Source organism: Halostagnicola bangensis (genome assembly GCF_054653435.1).
On record NZ_BAAIGG010000002.1, the window covers coordinates 1,973,885 to 1,992,918 of the forward strand.

The following is a 19,034-nucleotide window of genomic DNA, read 5'->3' on the forward strand; positions in this document are numbered from 1 at the left end:
ACCGACTAGTCTCTTTATTATTCGTGTGATATCTAATGAATTTAAGGATGGGGGCCTGGCCGTTCCGCTCGACAGATAGCGGAGTAGGGGCTCTATACGGCCGATTTTGCATATTGATGAGCTTGAATATAGTCGGCCACAATAACTTAATACATACGTTCATAGTTACATACCATATGAGTACCTTCGTCGTCGAGCAACACGGAGATCTGACGGTTTCTCCTTTGACACGCGGACCAGAACGCTGGGGCGACGAGGGACACAACGACCCGTTTGAGGGATGAATGGTCATGCTATCTATAATCGGAGATATGTTCGGCGGCGGTAACGACGACGGTTCCGGAGGCGGTGATTCCAGTTTGATGGGAGACGACAATATCTCCGGGAGTACGAGCGATGGCGGCTTGATGCCCGAATCAAGCACGGATGGCGGTGGCGGCATGGGGGGCGGTGGCGGCATGGGAGGCGGTGGCGGCATGGGAGGCGGTGGCGGTATGGGGGGCGGTGATGACCTCCTCGGCGGTGGCGGCGGTGACGATATGATGGGCGGCGGCGATGACATGATGGGCGGTGGCGGCGAGATGTCCTTCGACGAGATGGACGAGGGCGACGGTGACGGAGACGGCGCGTCTAACGAAATCGAAGCTCGCGTCGAGGAGATGGAAAACGACGTTGGGTCGCTCTCCTCGACGGTGAACACGGTCCAGAGCGAGAACGAGAAAATCAGCGAATCGCTCGAGGATATCGAAGAGAACATTCGGAAACTGCTGGAAGTCTACGAGATGGTGACACAGGGGGTAAACCCCTTCGTCGAAGGAGATTCGCTGAGCGAGTCGTTCGACGACGGCAGCGGCGGCGCACAAGGAACCGGCAATTTCGGTGATAGTAGCATTTTCGACGGCGATGACGAGGAGGAAGCGGCAGTCGACGATTCTGTCTCCGATGCGGACGCGGAAGACTTCCTCGACGAGGACGTCATCGAGGACGATACGGACGACGGGTTCGGTGACGAGTTCGACGACGCTGACGACGAGTTCGACGACGATACCGGCTCGGACGACGATGTCGGCGGCGGCGACCTCTCGTTTGACGACCTCAAGGACGAATACGAGTCGGGCGCTGCGGAGTGGGACGGCGAGGGAGACGAGATGTCCGACGACCTCGAGACTGGCGAAACTGGGACGGAGATGGATACCGAGTCGGCGGAGACGACCACCGCGGCTGACGTCTTCGACTCGGATGCCACCCAGCCAGAGACGGCCGGATCCGCGGCCGACGATCACATCGAAAACGCCTGGAACGACGGCGGCAGACCATACCTCGAGTCGCTCCCCTCCGAATACGATACGGAGTTTCTCGTCATGGAGTGGCTGGACTACCTGGTCGAGGAGGTCGGCCTCGAGGGAGCAGCCCAGACGGTTCGGTTCTACAGCTCGATTCACTGGGTCGACGACCCCGTCGAAGAGTACCTGCAGACGATGCTCAACGGCTTCGGTGGCGGCCCCGACGTCGATGACCCGCAGCCAAACTCCTCGCTCGGTATCGACCACCGCCGGAGTCTGTGGTGGATCAGTCAGGTCGCATCGCCGAAGAAAAAACAGCGGACGTTCGGCGAGTGGGTCCGGAAAGAGGGGATTCCGACGAGCCGACTGGAGACCGAACTGGATGTCGACGCGATCGAAGAGCGGGCGGCGGCCGCCGAAACGGAGTCCGAATTCGACCGCGATGATGCGTTCGAATCGGCGACCGAGAGCGAGGAGCCAGAAGAGCCGCTCGAGGCGGACTCCTCTGCCGCCGTTTCGGCGGCGACGGGCGCCGGTGACGACCGGTCCGGTGGTCCGAGCACCGGTACGGAGTTTACCTTTGTGAGTTATATCGGCGTCGAGAACGACGACGGCTCGCTGGCACCGGCTTCGAACGGGTGGGTTATCGAGGGCGAATCGGAGCGCGAGCAACCCGAAGCGAACCAGTCCTCTACTCACGACTCGAGTGAACAAGTGACTGCGGGCGAAGATGACTCGAGCGGTGGTGAACCCCTCTCGACTGCTGTCGACACTGACGCCGCCGGAGAGACGATGGCTACCGGTTCGACGGACTCCGGTGAAGAGATGGAAGCCCCACTCGGGAGCATTGAAGAGACTTCCGCCAGCGGAGACATTGGGACTGTCAAAGAGGTTTTAGAGACAGGTGAAGCCGAACCCGAGATAGCGTCCCCTGAGACAGAGACCCCAGCCGCAACCGAAACTGGTGCCGTTGGGGAAGCTCCATCTGCGGCTGAAACTGAGGCTGTTGAGGGCGAGGTTGTTGAGGGCGAGGTTGTTGGAGACGAGGTTGTTGAAGGCGAAACTGTTGAGGACGAGGTTGTTGGAGACGAGATCGTCGAAGAGCTGGCCGTCGACAACGGTGCAACTGAAGCGATTCTGGCTACGGATAACTCGCCGTCTCCGGTTGCAGGTGACTCGCCGTCTTCGGACGACTCGTCGACCCCGGTTGTAGACGAACCGGCGGCGACAGTTTCGGACGATTCACCGCCCGCGGATGACCGGGATGAGACGGCGTCCGAGACGGCAGAACAGGAACTCGAGTGGCAGGAATCCGACGTGGACGAGGCTGGGTCGACCGGACTCGAGCACATCGAGACCGAATCGGCCGGGGCCGAATCAACCGATGTCGAATCGGGCCAGACTGAATTAGCCAAAGCCGAATCAACTGATGGCGAATCGATCGAGACCGAATCGGCCGGGGCCGATCTGACCGAATTCGACCCGGTCGATACCGAACCGGTGGCGGATGTCGTCGAATCAACCGACTCCGAACCGGTGGCGGATGTCGTCGAATCAACCGACTCCGAATCGGCGGAACAGGAGTTCGACTGGGAGGAATCGGACGACTCGGATGCTTCCCAAACCGGTGGTAGCGATGATTCGCCCGCTTCGCAAGCGAACGATTCCGACGACGAGATCGACTGGCTCGACGATTCCGACGATGACCCGTCGGACGGCGACGACGATCCCGGCGATCTCTGGAGCGACTCGGAGTCCGGAGGAAACGGTGCGCTCTGGGACGAGTCCGGATCGGAGTCGTCCCCTCAGGACGACGACGATGGCTTCTGGAACCCGGCAGATGGGTCGGGAGACGGGCCTGAGGCGTCCGGACCCGACGGCGAACCACGCGCTCGAAACACGGCCGATGTCGCTCCACAGGGCGTGGACACTGACGGCGGTCAGGCGCTGTGGGAGACATCGGACGATTCGTCGGCTTCCGCCGACGGCTCCTGGGAGACAAACCAAGACGGGATGTCCGAGAGCCACGACGACGTATCGGTTTCCGAAGAATCGCCGGACGCGGAGGAACAATGAGTCAACTCAATAACATCTTCTCTATCGGCCTCGACGATCGCGACCGACTGAACAAGGAACTTGGTGGCGGCATTCCGACCGGAAGTATCGTCCTCATGGAAGGGGACTACGGTGCCGGAAAAAGTGCGCTGTCCCAGCGGTTTGCCTACGGCCTCTGTGAAACCGGAAAATCGGTTTCCTTTCTCTCGACCGAACTCGAGGTACAGGGCTTTGTCAAACAGATGCACTCGTTGAACTACAACGTCGAAGAGCATCTCCTGTTCGAGAACATGCTGTTTTTACACGGCGACCTCGACAGCGGGAGCGTGTTATCCGCCAGCGACGACGAACAGAACCGACAGGATCTGCTGACCGACCTGATGGAAGAAGAAACCATTTGGACGGCCGACGTCGTGATCGTCGACACCTTCGATGCGATCTTGCGAAACGATCCGAAGTTCGAAGCGCTGGTCAAACAGAACGAGGAACGCCAGGCCGCCCTCGAGATAATCTCGTTCCTCCGGGATATCATTTCCCAGGGGAAAGTCGTCGTGTTGACGGTCGACCCCTCGACCGTCGGCGAGGAGGCGATCGGGCCGTTCAGATCGATCGCGGACGTTTTCATGGAGCTAGAGATGATCGAAGTTGGGAACGATATCCGACGACAGTTGTTCATCAAGCGGTTTGCGGGGATGGGTGAACAGGTCGGTGACCGCATCGGCTATTCGGTCCGTTCGGGCACAGGAATCGTGATCGAGAACCGGAGTGTTGCCTAAGCGAGTTAGCAATGACAGAGCTGGGAACACCAAAGCCGTCGGACGAGCTTCGAGAACTTGCCGCGCGTCGACCGCACCTCCGTGAACATTTAAAGAAGTTCAGACAGATCACGGGCGAGTTTCCGGTCCTGATCGACGAGCCATCCGCAGAGTACGAGACGGATCATCCGAACGTCCTGTACCCGGTCGGTGGCCCAATTTTCAGTCACATTTACGGCGACGTCGGCGCGAAGATGCAGTACTTCGCCGTCGAGCCGACGCTTTCAGAAGAGGAACAAGAGGTCTTTCAGGCGGTCAAAGACTCCCTGTTGCGCCGGAGTACGAGCAAGACCGCACCCGAAAATGACGCCGAGTACGACGACCAGATCGAGGAGTTGCTCCAGGAGGCGACACATATCAAGGGCGACGACCTGAACAATTTCCTCGACCGACTCAAGGTCCAGTTTCATCCGGGCATTCAGGAGATTCCACAGGAGACTTACGAGAACATTAGGTACCGGTTGAACCGCGATATCGTCGGCCTCGGTCCGCTCGAGCCGGTCATGCGCGACCCGGAGAACGAGGACATTCACGTGATCGGCCCCAACGAGTGTTACGTCGATCACGGCACCTACGGCATGGTCGAGACGACCGTCGACTTCGGGACTCAAGAGGAGTTCGATAGCTGGCTGAGCAATATGGGCGAACGGATCGGGAACCCGATGACGGACGCCGAGCCGATTATCGACTCGACGCTTCCGGACGGCTCCCGTCTGAACGTAATTTACAGCGACGATGTGAGTGTGAAAGGGCCCAGCCTCACGATCCGTCAGGGCGACGAGGTTCCGCTGTCGGTCACCCAGATTACGAACTGGGGAACGCTCTCGCCCCAGCTCGCGGCGTATCTCTGGTTGTGTCTCGAGAACGAGCGAACGGTGTTCGTCGTCGGCGAGACGGCGTCGGGGAAGACGACGACGCTGAACAGCATCATGTCGTTCATTCCCCGCGACTCGAAGATTTACACCGCGGAGGACACCGCGGAGGTGCTTCCGCCCCACGACACCTGGCAACAGCTACTGACTCGAGAGAGTCGGAGCGAGGACAGTGCGGACGTCGACATGTTCAATCTGGTCGAGGCGGCGCTTCGTTCCCGTCCGGAGTACATCGTCGTGGGCGAGGTTCGTGGTGAGGAGGGTCGGATGGCGTTCCAGGCGGCCCAGACCGGCCACCCGGTCATGCTTACCTTCCACGCGAGCGATATCGTCTCGATGATTCAGCGATTTACCGGGGACCCGATCAACGTCCCCGAGACGTTCATGGACAACGCCGACGTGGCACTGTTCCAGAACCGGGTGAAACAGGGCGACGACGTCCTGCGTCGGGTCACGAGCGTTCAGGAGATCGAGGGTTACTCCGACCAGATGGACGGCGTCGTCACCCGGCAGGTGTTCTACTGGGACCCCGTCGAGGACGAGATCGTCTTCCAGGGGATGAACAACTCCTACGTCCTCGAAGAACAGATCGCGACGCTGCTCGGGTACGCGGACACGCGAGATATCTACGACGATCTAGAGTTCCGCTCGAACATTATCGAACGGATGATTCAGGAAAACATCCTCGAGTATCACGAGGTAAACTCCACGATCGATCAGTTCCAGCGTGACGGCATCGAGGGGCTTCCGTTCCATATCACCCGTCCGGACTGACTGAACGCATCAGGAGGACTCGTCGTGCTCGCCGACCGAACTGGCTGTGTCCATCCGGTCGGCTCGAACGGCCACGGACACCGTCTCTGTTACGGCGAGAAGAATTAACTGCTTGTAGAATTATTTGGACAGTTAACACGTAGTGTTCGGACCGTGGTCGGTGTGCGTGTAATCGCGAATCAACGGAAGGATAACAATGAATTATGGGTCTTTAGGAGCAGAACGAATTCGGAGCCAGTATAGTGCGAAACTCGCTGTGGTCTTCGCTGGTATACTCGTCACGACAATTATAGCCGGCTTGATCTTTCGCCTTCATATCGTTTCGGGCCCGGCCGAAACCGTCGTCGAGCGCTCGATTGCATCGTTGGCCGGCCTGATGATGGTGACGTTCATCAACCTCGGCGTCGCCTGGATCGTCGTCGGCGGGAACGTCGGGATGGAGTTGCGCCAGCTCGAGTCCGGGGCCGAACGGATCGGCAACGGCGACTTCGATGTCGATCTGAAGACCGACAGAAGCGACGAAATCGGCGCGCTGTACACCTCGCTCGCCGATATGCGCGATTCTCTCGAGACGACCCTCGAGGAAGTGACGGAGAAAGAACGACTGGCACAGGAGGCAAAAGAAGACGCCAGAGGTCGCTCGGAAGAACTCGAGGTTCAACAGGAAAAGCTTCGGGAGGCCCAACAGGAGGCCAAACGACGCAATCAGGAGCTGATCGACGAGGCACAACGGTTCTCCGAGGTGATGGAGGCGTGTGCCGACGGCGATCTGAACAATCGACTGGAACCACGGATCGAAAACGAAGCGATCGAAGCGATCGCCGACTCGTTTAACGAGATGCTCGAGGAGATCACTGGCGTCCTCGAGAATGTACAGACGATGAGTTCGACCGTCGACGACATGGCGGTCGATCTCGAGGCCTCGAGCGAACAGATTCGAGACGCGAGCGGTGACGTTTCTGAATCGATGCAAGAGATCTCCGAGGGGGCAACGACACAGAGCGAGCAACTCGATATCGCGAGTTCGAACGTCAGCGAGCTGTCGGCGGGGAGCGAAGAGGTCGCAGCCGCGACGAGCGACATCGCCGAAACGTCCGAAGACGTGACCGCGAGTGCGAGCGAGGGACAGGAACACGCCGAACAGGTCGAAGCCAACATCGAGCGGCTGGTCGAGATGACCGATTCGGTCGTCGAGACCGTCGAGGCGCTCACCAACGAAGCTGAACAGATCGGCGAGATCACGGAACTCATCGAAGACGTTGCCGATCAGACGAATCTGCTGGCGCTGAACGCGAATATCGAGGCCTCGAGCGCGGGCCAGAGCGGCGAGCGGTTTTCGGTCGTCGCGAACGAAATCAAGCAGTTGGCCGAGGAAACGATGGACGGCGTCGACGATATCGATCGGAGACTTAGCGCGATTCAGGAACAGGCGGAGGTGACCGCCGAGGAGGTCCACTCGGTCGACGGCGAGTTGAAACAGACCTCGCAACTGGTTCGACAGTTGAACGAACAGCTGACCGCGGTCAACGAGGGAATCGAGCAGGTGGATATGCGAATTCAGGAAATCGATTCGACGGCCGACGATCAGGCCGAAGCCGCACAGGAACTCTCCTCGATACTCGCGGACGTGACGAACGTGTCGGCCGAGACGAGCAACCAATCGGAGAAAGTCGCCGCGGCGTCCGAAGAAACGACGGCGACGATCGAACAGGTCTCGAGCTCGGCGGATTCACTCGGCAATCAGGCGGAGAACCTGGCCTCGATGATGAGCGAGTTCGACCTCGGAACCGGATCCAGGTCGGCTTCCGGACGGGCCAAGCTAGAAGCGGACGGTGGCTGGACGGATGATGCGATGCGGGAAGACGATGGTGTGCGAGGGGGAGAGCGGGCACGAAGCGACGACGAACGGGCAACGGACGACGTTGTTCGAACTGACGGGGAGGTGGGCCGATGATCAGTGAACTCGTCCTGTACAGGTGGTTCGGCTTGCTGTTGATAGTCGCTTCTCTCGCGATCATCGGGGCATCGCAGTGGCTTTCCTCGGATATTCGTAAGTACGGCTACCTTCCGGGACTCGCCGCGGCGGGAATGGGTATCTCGTACGTGCTCATGTCGGTCGAGTTCCTAATGATCGAGGTCGAACCCGGCGTCGAAACGTCGGGTGCCCGTTTCATCGGATACACGATCCTGTGGCTCGCGTTCGCCTACGTGTTGAAACAATCAGCCGGTGTCGGTCTTCGAACGACTGGCGCCCTGGTCGTCGCCCTGTTGTGGGCGAACTGGAGTACGCTCGGCGGCTGGCTGACTGACGGGCTTTCCCAGCTCGTTATCATGGCGCTGATGGTGGCCATGATCGGGGTTATGGTCTATCTGCTCACGAAGCCGTTTAGACGGCGGGCCGGTCAGCGAACCGACGAACGACAGCTATTGTACGTGAAAATAATGTACCTCACTATTCTCACGTGGGTCGCGATGCTCCTCTCGGGTGTGCTGGCCGAGTACAACCTCGAGGTGACCGACACGTTCGTCGGCTCGAGCATCGCGATTTACGCCGACGTCGTGTTGATACTCGGGTTTACCGCCATCCTCTTTGGCGGCCGCGAAGCGCTTTCCCATATCGACGAAGCGGATTCGGTGCGGACGGAAGAGAACCGAGTAGACGGTGTTCGGGATCCGGCAGGTTCCTGATCGAGTCTCCGCAATTGAGCGACGATTTCTTCGACCGAACCTCCTGAGACCTGCTCGGAACTCGCGCTGGCGACCTTCCTCCAACCGGAACCGAGAGACGGCCAATTTTATTAAGTAAACTGAGTGTGTCGGACCGCGCATGGACGTATTAATTACGGACGATTCCGGATTCATGCGGGATCTTCTCAGGGAAATTCTCGAGGAGGAACACAACATCGTGGGGGAAGCCGAAAACGGCGTCGAAGCCGTCGAATTGTATCAACAGGAAGAGCCGGATATCGCTTTCATGGATATCGTCATGCCGATCAAAGACGGGATCGAGGCGACCGACGAGATCACCGATCTCGACCCCGACGCGACCATCGTCATGTGTACGAGCGTCGAGCAGGCCGAGCAGATGAAAGACTCGATCAAAGCCGGTGCGGACGGATACATCACGAAACCGTTCCAGAAGGAAAGCGTGCTCGAGGAAGTAAACAGCATCACCGCCGGGTAATTTTTCATGGAAATCGATATTCAGGCCCTCGAGACGTACAACAAGCTCGCTCACGACGGCGCACAGTCGGCGGTCAAGTCGCTGTCTCAGCTCACGGGGATCAACACTCGAGTCGAAGTGACCGACGTTTCGTTGATGTCTCCGTCTGATCTCCAGTACGAGTTCATAGGCAACGAGTACGCGGGTGTCAGCATCGATCTGACCGGAGAGATACAGGGAGAGACGGTCCTCGCGTTCGACGAGCAAGCGCGGACGGCGGTTACGGACGTGCTCGTTCCGGCCGACGACCCCGAGATGAAAAAGAGCAGCATCAAAGAGGTCGGCAACATCATGACCAGCGGCTTCATCGACGGCTGGGCAAACCACCTCAATACGAAGATCAAGAGTTCGCCGCCGACCTATATCGAAGGAACCGGGACGGACGTTCTCCCGCGGTCCGCGACGGAGGGTGACAGCCACCTGCTCGTCTTCCGAAGCCGAGTCGAAGCCTCCCGCGGCGGCGTGAACGAACCCGTCGACTTCCGAATCCTCCTCGTTCCCGATCAGGCATCGCTCGAGACGGCTCTTGAGCCCCGAACCGAGACGAGCATCTCTTTCGAGAAACTCGAGGTGTTCAACGAGATGACCAAGGAGGGAGCGGAGAAATCGGCCGACAACATCACCTCGATGACCGGCATCGAGACGAGCGTCAACATCAGTCGGCTGAGCCTCGTTCCGCTCGAGGACATTCCCGCCGAAGTCGGCAACAAACGCTACGTCGGGACCGTCATGGAGTTCGAGGGCAAACTCAGCGGCTACCTGATCATCCTCTTCGATCAGCCGTCGGGCCGTGCGGTCGTCGATTCGCTCGTGCCGATGGAAACCGAAGGCGAGTGGGGCGAGATGGAACAGGGTGCCTTACAGGAACTGGGCAACATCATGACCAGCGGCTTCATCGACGGCTGGGCGAACGTGTTGAACGCGGAGATCAAACACTCGCCGCCGAAGTTCGTCGCCGACATCGGGTCGTCGATCATGAGCCCGATCATCGCCCAGATCGCCCAGACCGACGACCACGCGTTCATGCTCGACTCGAGCATCGAAACCGACAGCGATCGGGTGTTCACCTGTCAGATGCTCGCCCTGCCGCGTCGAGACGAACTCGAGGAGGCTTTGGACGAAATCTTGATCGAGAACTCCGGTAACACGAAAGTCGACCCTGACGACCTGTTCTGAAACTAGTGCTTTCGTCCGAGAAATCGACTGCTGCGCTTTTGTTACGCGTTGACGTCTTCGATGCGTTGACTCACGACGATTCGACCCTGGGGCGTCAGCGAGAGCCCCTCGCCGTTCTCGACGACCAGTTGTTTGTTTCGAACCGAGTTCAAGACGTTCGTCACGTAGGCCGGATCGCCGTCTAACATGTTCGTAAAGTCGATGTCGCCACCCGTGGCGTGGACCCCGACCAACACGCGTTTTTCCGGATTGGTCAGTTCGATCTCTTCGACCTCTTCGCGAACCTCGTCGTACTCGAGCCTGAAGTATCGTGCCAGCAGATTCACGTACTGGCTCTTTGCGGGCGCGATCTGCGAGGTTTGGGTCATACCGGACTCCTGATCGGTGTGTTTGACGACCAGGGTCACCCGGTCGTCGCTGTCGCCGATCTGGTTCGTTCGGTCGATGTTCATCACCGTCGCGACGTCGATACTGAAGCCGCTGTTTTTCGTCCTGACTTCGACCTGCCTGTTTTTGATGTGAAGGGTTCCGAGAACGACGCTCGAGTCCGTTAGTCGGCCGCCGACCCGCGCCGGGTGTTTGACGGCGACTTTCCGGCCGTCGAGCAGGCAGCGAAAGAGAATTCCGACGAATTTTTCAACCTTTTCGTCCGAGCTTTCGATGACCGCGCTTTGAGTGCCCTCATCCGTCCGGTAACCGATCGTTGCCGTGTCTCCGAAGAACCGTTTGACGTGCTGGGGAACCGTTCCCACGTTCACGTCGATAACTTTGGACAACGGGATCGTTTCCTTCGTTTTCCCCGTCGCAAGCACGACCCGCTTTTCGGTCATAATGATCCGCCCCTCGACCGGTTTGCCCGCGTTCTCACCACCGTTGCTCAAGATAAAGCGACCAGTGATATCCGCGACCACATCCTCGTCCATGGCAATTGCTACTGACTGGATTATCTTAGCTTTTCGGACATTCTCGAGGCCCGACTGGACGGTCGCACGCGCGCTCGCTGGCGGTCAATGACGGCCTTTTTCCCACTCGAGACCCGTTGTCGAGCTATGAGTGATCCACGTGCGGAGTTTTTGGCGGGCGAGCGGCCCGACGACGTCGCGCTGTTTCTGGCCGAATCCTACGTCGAAGACGACAGGTTAGAACAGTTCGGCGAGGAGGTCGAAGGCGGCGTGTTGATCGTCGTCGACGGCGAGAGCGGGCGCAACGCGTTCAAGGCCGCGACCGGCACGGACGCGATGGCCTTCGCGAAGTCGGCGATGGCGACCGAGAGCCCGATCGAGAACGATCTCACCGACGGCGTCTGTCCTGACGCTGACGGTTCCGGCGATGAGACGAACGAGCACAGCGTTCAGTACATCTTCGCGTTCGCCGAAGAGCAAAACGAGGAGGTCGGCGGAGTGTACGCAGATGGGGACGTCGTCCACGCGTACGCGCAGTGTACCTGCGGAACGGCGTACTCGGACCGCTGGGTTGCCGAGCCGTAGTCGCTCCCGTTTTTTGTTGCCGTCCCAACAGTTTCTCTTTGCTCGAGGCGATATCCGCTTTTGAACCCTGATAAAGGACATATTTATCCGTCCTAGAGGGGTACGGCCGTCTATGAGTTCCTTTGAAACGCCACACGAGACCGACCGCGGATTCGGCATCTCGAGTCGCGAGGCTCGCGTGATCGGCGGGGCGAGCATCCTGATGGCGATCAACATCGCCCTGATGTACGTCTTCGTCGAGACGCCGCTCGCGGTGGTCAACGACTACTTGTTCCAGGCACCCATCATCGGCGTGATCGTCTACGGCGCGGCGATCATGGTCGGTGAACTGATCGCCGAACGGGGCATCGAGGGCGGTGATTTCGGTATCGCGTTCGTCGGAATGGTGGTTTTGCAACTCGCGTTCGGCACGTTCGGCGCGGGCGTCCTCTCGTTCGCACCGTCGGAGAGTCAACTCGCGATTCTCGGCGTGACGGCGATCATCGTCGCGATCATGACCGCACTGATATCAGGATACGTCTACGCGCGTTCGAAGACCTTCGAGAGTTGGGGATCGTACGCCAACTACTCGTTCATCGGCGGCGTGATCGCCATCGCCATCGGGACGTTCTTCGCACCGGTCCTGCCGGTCGGGTTCGTCCTGATCTTCCTCGGGTTCATCTTGCGGCTCGGCTGGGAAATCTGGCGCATCCGAGATCAGCGGGACATGCCGGTCGGCCTCCAGACCATCGGCGTCTACATCGCCGTCGCCGGTGTTTTCGTCCACGTCCTGCAGCTCGTGATTCGGTACTTTGCTCGAGAATAGTCGCGACGATTCTTCGGCGTCCGCGATACCTTATTCTTCCGTTGCGTCCGCTTCGCTCGCTTCGTCTTCGACGACGGCTCCGAACGCGTCCAAGATTACCTGCTTCGCGACGGATCCTCGAGTCGTCCAGTGGGTCGCGTAGTCGAGCATGTCGTCGTAGATGTCGGGCTTACAGCCCGCGGCCTTGGGGTGGCCGCCGCCGTTTACCTTCCCGGCGACCTCGTGACACAGTTCGAATTCGTCGGTGCCCCGAATCGAGGCCGAGCCGGCGGGTTTGACTATGATGGAGGCGTCGGCTCCCTGCTCGCGCATGGCTTCGGCGACCTCGTTCTGGGAACACCGGCCGTAGGTGATTCCGACGGTGTAGTCGCCGACCTCCCGGAGCTCCGAGCGGGCGACGGCTCGATCGATTAGAGCCTCTTTCTCGACCCGACGTTCGGCGATGTACTCTTCGACCCACTCGGGGAAGTCCGCGCCGTACTCGCGGACGACCTCGACGTACTCCGCTGGGTCGGTCCAGTAGGCGTAATCCGCGAGGTCGTCGCTCCGGGGGTCCTCTCGGAGCCAGAGGTCGTGATCCCGCGTCACCGCGGCAAGTTCCTCGAACTTCTCGTCGAAGTCGTACTCGAGCGAGCGGTAGACGACGTCCGCCGTGCACTCCTCGTCCGAATCGCCGACGACGAGTGTCACGCCGGCGTCCCGAACCGACGCCGCAACGTTGTCGTCCCACTGGTGGTGATCGTACCACTCGACGCTTCCTGCGGTCTCTTTGGCCGCCTCGAGTTCGTCCTCGACGTACTTGTATCGGTCCGGACAGAGGTCACAGACGTAGAGGTCGATCCCGTCTTTTCCGTGGTCGGCAACCTGCTGGAGCGAATCCTCGAGGTTGTGCGGACTTCCCGGAACGAGCGCGACGCTGTGGGGGGTCGGCTCGGGCTCCTCGAGGAGTTCCTCGTCCTCATCGCCGGTCTCGTCGGTTGCGTTCTCGTCGTCGCTCTCCTCCGCATCGGGCTCCGGAACGTTCTGAACGTCGTCGTAGACCTCGCGCAACAGCGCGACGCAGGCGAGGCCGTCCGCGTCGGGGTCGGCGACGACGGCGACCTCCGCACCCTCGAGGGCGGATTTGGCTTCCTGTTCCTCGAGGTCCTCCTCGAGGGTGTCGGGCATGAAAAAGCCCGTCCCCGGCAGGACGGACTTGCGGGCGAGCGATAACTCGCCGCTCTCGATAAGATCTTCGTACATACCGACAGTTGAGAGGTGACGCGGGAAGAACCCGCCGGTATCGATGCTACCAGTGTTGTCGTAACTTTGGTTACCACTCAAAACCCAGATAAACGTCTCTGCAGCTATTTTTGCGCTATTGATTGATTAAAAGAGACGATATTCGAAAACACCATGGAGTATTTGAAAATAACAAATTCAAATTGATATCTTCTACCTATTTAGTCGCTTGCTTACTAGAGCGTGTCATACAATAGTTCTCGACCGGTCCATTTCGCGCGTTCATCTTTGAATAGAAACTGAAATGCGGTGTTTCCCTGAATCAGGTGTGAGATGAAGCAGCCAACATCACTGCGTAGAGGGTGTGAGTCGTATTCTATGACACGCTATACTATTTAATAATTCCTCACTCAATATCAGTCGATGTATCTAGCTTCCAATTGTTGTCTTCATTGAGATCGGCACCAACACCACCGTATCCAAAGTCCAGATCAATCCACGATGACGTTCGAGTAAATCGGTGACAGTATTCAATTGAAACATATGGATTGTCTCCAGTGACAACCACACTCGTTCCAATATTCACTGTAAAGTCTGGAATGAAACTCTCCAAATTTGGATCAATATGGCCGTGGTGAATCGCCATACGGCGCTTGATTTTGCTAGTTGACGGCACGTTTGATATTGTAGACGACACACATCAGGACGATTTCACGGAACTCACGATACCAGCTTCGCGCACGCACGGCGTCGCCGAGCGTGCGCTTGATCACCGAGAAGACGGTCTCAGACAACGCTCTCTGGCCGTAGAGAGTCCCATCGATCCGCGCGTTATGCGCGTGATCGATGGGACGGAACTCTCGATGCTTGATTAGCGGTCTTACGTCCTTTGCCCGGAGTTTATCGCGTAATTGCTGCCAGTCGTACCCTTTGTCAGCGGCGAGGCTGCGCAACTCGCCCGCATTGCGGCGGGCGAGTTGCCAGCCGATCTGCGTGTCGTGACGTTTCTTGGTCGTGCAGTGAACGTCGAGGACAGCTTGTGACGCTGTATCGACGAGTGCGGTTGTTTTGAGCGTCTGAACACGATAATTCGTCCGACGGCAGTAGTGTTTGCTCGCGTTTTCGCGGTCGAAAAACGTCGCATCCATCGCAGCGTGACCAGATGGCTCGTGCAGTTGCGCCGACAGGCGCAACAGCACTCGCCAGACCTCCATCTTGATCCTGTCAAACGCCTTCACTAGCGTCGAGTGATCAGGGAGATCGGCCTTCTCAAGGCCGATCTCCGCCAGTATTTGTGGCATCTCGCTCAAGAGATCAAGCGCTTCCCGGTAGGTCAAGAGATCAAGCGCTTCCCGGTAGGATTTCTCCAAGTAAATCCGCAGACAATGCAGCGAAACGACGGCGTAGTCGGCGAATCCGCCGCCACCCTTCGGGGCGGCGGATTCACCTTGGCCACCAACAGCACTTTTAGCCAACGTCACTACTTTCCCAGTGAAGCGGGAAATTTTGGACATAGAGCATCCGCCGTTTCCCGCTTCAACTCCCTAGTTCTGACGGTCGAAGTCTACGTAGTCATGCGATTCACCAGAGCCGATCAGATAAGGACCCACCGCATCCGGACGCAACCGCAAGAGTAACTGGACAAGTAGCAAGTAGCGTACGTCTCGTTTTCATATTGAATTTCTCACCAATGAGTAATATGTGTTTCATATCTGAGACCTATAAACTTTATCTTCCAATATCCACCAACTAGTATCAACTTTGTCCGTGGCAGACCATATCCAAATTGTTGGGTCTGTATTTGGGAGTAGTATTTCTATCGATAACTATTTTTAGATAGTCCACATCGTGGTATCCATGTCGATACAACGACGGACGTTTCTCGCTACTGTGGGGAGTAGCGCTGGCGTCGGGCTCGCTGGCTGTCTCAGCGGGGATGATTCAAGTGGCGAGGCGGAGATCAGCGGCACGACGCTTACGCTCACCACGACGACGAGCACCTACGACACGGGCCTGCTCGACGAGATCAACCTCCCGTTCGAGGAACGCTACGGTGTCACCGTCGACACCGTTTCCCAGGGGACGGGTGCGGCCCTCGAGACCGCCCGATCCGGCGACTCGGATGTCGTGATGGTCCACGCCAGATCGCAGGAAGACGAATTTCTCAAGGACGGCTACGGCGTGAACCGACGCGATATCATGGTTAACGATTTCGTCGTCGTCGGGGATTCCGACGACCCGGCGGGGATCGGCGGGGGCGAGGACGCGCCGAAGGCTTTCGAATCGATCGCCGACTCGGGGTCGTTGTTCGTCTCGCGCGGAGACAACTCCGGAACGTACACGAAGGAACTCGAGATATGGGACGAGGCGGGGGTCACCGTCGAAGAGTCCGGCGACTGGTACGTAGACGGCGGCGGCGGGATGGGTGAGATACTGACCGAAACCGACATGCAAGGGGGCTATACGCTCGCTGACCGGGGGACCTACATTTCGATGCAAAGCGATATCGACCTCGAGATTCACGTCGAGGGCCCGATTGAGGACGGCCCCGAGTTGCTCGCGAACCCCTACGGGATCGTCGCCGTCAATCCCGAGGTCCACGACAACGTCGAGTACGATCTCGCGATGGCCTACATCGGCTACATCACGGGTCCCGAGGCTCAAGAGATAATCGAGGAGTACACCGTCGAGGACGAGCAGTTGTTCTTCCCCGAGGCGCTCTCGGAGGATCCGAACTTCCAGCAGTACGTTTCCGAAGAGTGGAGCGGAGGCGACGGTGAGTAGCTGTCGGGTTGCTGTGCGATGATGACCGCGCGTATCACGTGCTTCGGGGAATCGCGACGCTGGACTGAGAAACATCTGTTAGCCGCGTCCGCGACGATGCTTCGTTTCGAACACTACTTCCCGACGGAGTCGAGCTATCCGGACACGAAAACACGAGTGCGTTCGCCATGATATTCGACACCTTTCTCCCCCTCGTAGCCGCGTTCCCCTTCGAGTGGACCTACGTTCGGAGCATCATCGAGGTCTCGTTGTACGTAAGCCTCACCGCCGTTTTCCTCAGCACGATCGTGAGCGTCCCGATCGCGTTGCTCGTCGGATTCAGGGACTTTCGCGGCAAGAACTTCCTCACATCGATCATCACGACCGGGATGGGGTTTCCCAGCGTCGTCGTGGGACTGGTCGTGCTCTTTGCGGTCTCGAACGAAGGACCGCTCGGTTCGTTCGATCTCGTCTTCACGACCGAGGCGATGATCCTTTCACAGATCGTCCTCGCGGTACCGGTTATCACCGGCGTGAGCCTGGCCGCGGTCTCGAGCGTCGAACAGCAGGTCAGGGACGCGGCGTTCGCGATGGGCGGCACGCGCTACGACGTGGCGCTCGTGACGATCAAGGAAGCCCGGTACGGACTTGCGACCGCCGTCCTCGCGGGTTTCGGGCGGGCGATCAGCGAGGTCGGCGGCGTCCTCATCGTCGGCGGCAACATCGCGGGTGCGGACGGCGAATCCGTCACCCGAACGCTGACGACGGCGATCCAACTCGAGGCTAGGCAGGGCCGCTTCGAGACGGCGATGATCCTCGGCGCGATCCTCGTCGCACTCGTCTTGCTCGTAAACGCCATCGTCGTCCGACTGGGCGACGACCGAGGTAGGTACCGATGACGCTTCGAACCGTCGGCGTCGAGCACGGCTACGACGGCGAGGCCATCCTCGAGGACGTGTCGCTCGACGTTCCACCCGGCGAAATCGTCGCGATCATCGGCCCCTCCGGCGTCGGCAAGACGACGCTCCTGCGCTTGCTCGCGATGTTCGAGCGCCCGCGCGGCGGCTCGCTCGAGTACGACGGCACCGACGTGTGGGACGCATCCGAACAACGCCGACTCGAGTACAGACGCGATATCGGGATGGTGTTCCAGGAGGCGAGCCTCTTCGACGCGAACGTCCGGCGGAATGCCGAGTACGGCCTCCACATTCGAAGGTCGTGGCGAGATCGGCTCCGTCGCGAATTCGCGGACCTCGTCGGGCTCCGAAACGGAACGAGCCCGGCGATAGAGGCGCTCGAGGTCGTCGGCCTCGAAGAGAAACTCGAGCAACACGCCGAGTCGCTCTCGGGCGGCGAAGCCCAGCGGGTGGCGTTCGCCCGCGCGCTCGCGTACGAACCCGATTTCCTCCTGCTCGACGAGCCGACGTCGGATCTCGACCCCCGAAACACCGCGGTGATCGAGGAGGCGGTCCGCGAGGCCGGAGATCGCGGTATCGGCGTCGCGATTGCGACCCATGACATGAACCAGGCCGAGCGGATCGCCGATCGTGTCGCCGTCATCCTCGGCGACGGGATCATCGAGGTCGGCGAGACCGAGACGATTTTCGAGGATCCGTCGGACCAGCGCACACAGAAATTTATTGATGGCGAGTTGATTTACTGAAAGACGAACTCGACTCGATCAGGTTTGGCGGAGCCGCGAGAACCGACGGCTCATCGACCGACTCACCGACGACCGACTCACTGACGACCGAATACACCGATGACACTCGAGAAAGAGTACAAGACCGAATTGGCCGTAGACGGCAAGACGATCGACCGGCGTGACATCGAGATGCTCGAGGCGATCGACGAGCACGGCTCGATGCACGCGGCCGCCGACGCCCTCGGGCGATCGTACGCCCGGCTCCAGGGCCGGATCGTCGAACTCGAGGAGTCACTCGGCGACCTCACGGAGCGACGCCGCGGCGGCAAAGGCGGCGGCGGGACCGAACTCACGCAAACGGCTCTCGAGGTCCGCCAGCAGTTCGAGCGCCATCAGACGGAGCTCGATGGGGTCGCTCGAGCGACCGAATCGGTGTTTCCGGGAACGGTTCGAGAGCGGACGGGAGCCCTCGGCACCGTCGAGACGGCCGTCGGCCCCGTCGTGGCGCTCGTTCCGAAGGGGACGACCGACGTCCAGGTCGGCGTTCGATCCGACGCGGTCGTCCTCTCCGACCTTGAGGAATCCCCTGCGGGAGGGGAGACGAGTTTCCGCAACCAGTTCACCGGGACGGTTTCGTCGGTCGACGCGAGCGACGGGATCGCGAGGGTTACGCTCGCGCTCGAACGGGCTCGAGATTCGGCGCCCGACTCCGACGCGGCGGACGACTCCAGCGATCCGTTCGAACTCGAAACTATCGTTACGCAGACGAGCGTCGACACGTTGGATATCGACCCCGGAACGCGAATGCGCGCCTCGTTCAAAGCGACGGCCGCTCGAGCGATTCCGAGGGCTGTCGCCCCGTCCAGCGACGGCCAGCCCGATCAGCTGGATTGAAAACGAACTATCGGCTTCGCC

The 19,034-nt window shown here is 59.5% G+C and carries 16 protein-coding genes; 13 read left to right on the top strand and 3 right to left on the bottom strand.

The genetic code is table 11. The features are described from left to right. Nucleotides 1–290: 290 nt before the first annotated feature. The 7 genes from ACYQ14_RS11545 to ACYQ14_RS11575 all read left to right on the top strand — a co-directional run bounded on the left by ACYQ14_RS11545 (nucleotide 291) and on the right by ACYQ14_RS11575 (nucleotide 10,198). Nucleotides 291–3,359, top strand: coding sequence for a FlaD/FlaE family flagellar protein (locus tag ACYQ14_RS11545; protein WP_459888312.1), 3,069 nt, complete (start codon nucleotides 291–293; stop codon nucleotides 3,357–3,359). Continuing rightward, nucleotides 3,356–4,114 carry an archaellum protein ArlH gene (gene arlH / locus ACYQ14_RS11550; protein WP_283835790.1) on the top strand — a complete coding sequence of 253 codons (759 nt, stop codon included), beginning with the start codon at nucleotides 3,356–3,358 and terminating at the stop codon, nucleotides 4,112–4,114. The genes ACYQ14_RS11545 and arlH overlap by 4 nt, the downstream gene beginning before the upstream one ends. Before the next feature lie 11 nt (nucleotides 4,115–4,125). Beyond that, a complete protein-coding gene (locus ACYQ14_RS11555; protein WP_459888316.1) occupies nucleotides 4,126–5,799 on the top strand; it encodes a type II/IV secretion system ATPase subunit in 1,674 nt (557 codons plus the stop codon). Nucleotides 5,800–6,097: 298 nt separating this feature from the next. Then, entirely contained in the window at nucleotides 6,098–7,753 is a 1,656-nt protein-coding gene (locus ACYQ14_RS11560) for a methyl-accepting chemotaxis protein (RefSeq protein WP_459888319.1), read from the top strand. Further along, entirely contained in the window at nucleotides 7,750–8,487 is a 738-nt protein-coding gene (locus tag ACYQ14_RS11565; protein WP_459888321.1) for a hypothetical protein, read from the top strand. Before ACYQ14_RS11560 ends, ACYQ14_RS11565 begins: the two co-directional genes overlap by 4 nt. A gap of 139 nt (nucleotides 8,488–8,626) precedes the next feature. Continuing rightward, complete coding sequence (gene cheY, locus ACYQ14_RS11570; RefSeq protein ID WP_283835796.1) at nucleotides 8,627–8,983, top strand: chemotaxis protein CheY; 357 nt, start codon at nucleotides 8,627–8,629, stop codon at nucleotides 8,981–8,983. Nucleotides 8,984–8,989: 6 nt separating this feature from the next. After that, nucleotides 8,990–10,198 (top strand): chemotaxis protein CheC, encoded by a 1,209-nt coding sequence (locus ACYQ14_RS11575; protein WP_283835798.1) that lies wholly within the window; start codon nucleotides 8,990–8,992, stop codon nucleotides 10,196–10,198. A 41-nt stretch (nucleotides 10,199–10,239) separates the two neighbouring features. Here ACYQ14_RS11575 and ACYQ14_RS11580 read toward each other — a convergent pair whose 3' ends face one another. Beyond that, on the bottom strand, nucleotides 10,240–11,121 hold the full coding sequence (locus tag ACYQ14_RS11580; RefSeq protein WP_283835799.1) for a CheF family chemotaxis protein: 882 nt from the start codon (nucleotides 11,119–11,121) through the stop codon (nucleotides 10,240–10,242). Nucleotides 11,122–11,247: 126 nt separating this feature from the next. Here ACYQ14_RS11580 and ACYQ14_RS11585 point away from each other — a divergent pair, with 126 nt between their 5' ends. Together ACYQ14_RS11585 and ACYQ14_RS11590 are read left to right on the top strand one after the other, a co-directional pair. Further along, entirely contained in the window at nucleotides 11,248–11,685 is a 438-nt protein-coding gene (locus ACYQ14_RS11585; protein WP_459888326.1) for a DUF5807 family protein, read from the top strand. Nucleotides 11,686–11,797: 112 nt separating this feature from the next. Then, nucleotides 11,798–12,490, top strand: coding sequence for a hypothetical protein (locus ACYQ14_RS11590; protein ID WP_459888329.1), 693 nt, complete (start codon nucleotides 11,798–11,800; stop codon nucleotides 12,488–12,490). Between the two features lie 30 nt (nucleotides 12,491–12,520). On the opposite strand, the gene ACYQ14_RS11595 is transcribed toward ACYQ14_RS11590, so the two are convergent. Then, nucleotides 12,521–13,732, bottom strand: a complete 1,212-nt coding sequence (locus ACYQ14_RS11595) for a DHH family phosphoesterase (protein WP_459888332.1) — start codon at nucleotides 13,730–13,732, stop codon at nucleotides 12,521–12,523. 641 nt (nucleotides 13,733–14,373) lie between these two features. Next, nucleotides 14,374–15,225 carry an IS5 family transposase gene (locus tag ACYQ14_RS11600; protein ID WP_459888334.1) on the bottom strand — a complete coding sequence of 284 codons (852 nt, stop codon included), beginning with the start codon at nucleotides 15,223–15,225 and terminating at the stop codon, nucleotides 14,374–14,376. A gap of 343 nt (nucleotides 15,226–15,568) precedes the next feature. Here ACYQ14_RS11600 and ACYQ14_RS11605 point away from each other — a divergent pair, with 343 nt between their 5' ends. The 4 genes from ACYQ14_RS11605 (at nucleotide 15,569) to ACYQ14_RS11620 (ending at nucleotide 19,013) form a co-directional block, all read left to right on the top strand. Continuing rightward, entirely contained in the window at nucleotides 15,569–16,495 is a 927-nt protein-coding gene (locus ACYQ14_RS11605; protein WP_459888337.1) for an ABC transporter substrate-binding protein, read from the top strand. 167 nt (nucleotides 16,496–16,662) lie between these two features. Next, nucleotides 16,663–17,373, top strand: a complete 711-nt coding sequence (locus tag ACYQ14_RS11610) for an ABC transporter permease (RefSeq protein WP_459888340.1) — start codon at nucleotides 16,663–16,665, stop codon at nucleotides 17,371–17,373. Further along, nucleotides 17,370–18,137, top strand: coding sequence for an amino acid ABC transporter ATP-binding protein (locus ACYQ14_RS11615; RefSeq protein WP_459888343.1), 768 nt, complete (start codon nucleotides 17,370–17,372; stop codon nucleotides 18,135–18,137). Before ACYQ14_RS11610 ends, ACYQ14_RS11615 begins: the two co-directional genes overlap by 4 nt. Before the next feature lie 99 nt (nucleotides 18,138–18,236). Further along, nucleotides 18,237–19,013, top strand: a complete 777-nt coding sequence (locus tag ACYQ14_RS11620) for a LysR family transcriptional regulator (protein WP_459888346.1) — start codon at nucleotides 18,237–18,239, stop codon at nucleotides 19,011–19,013. The last annotated feature ends 21 nt before the right edge of the window (nucleotides 19,014–19,034 follow it).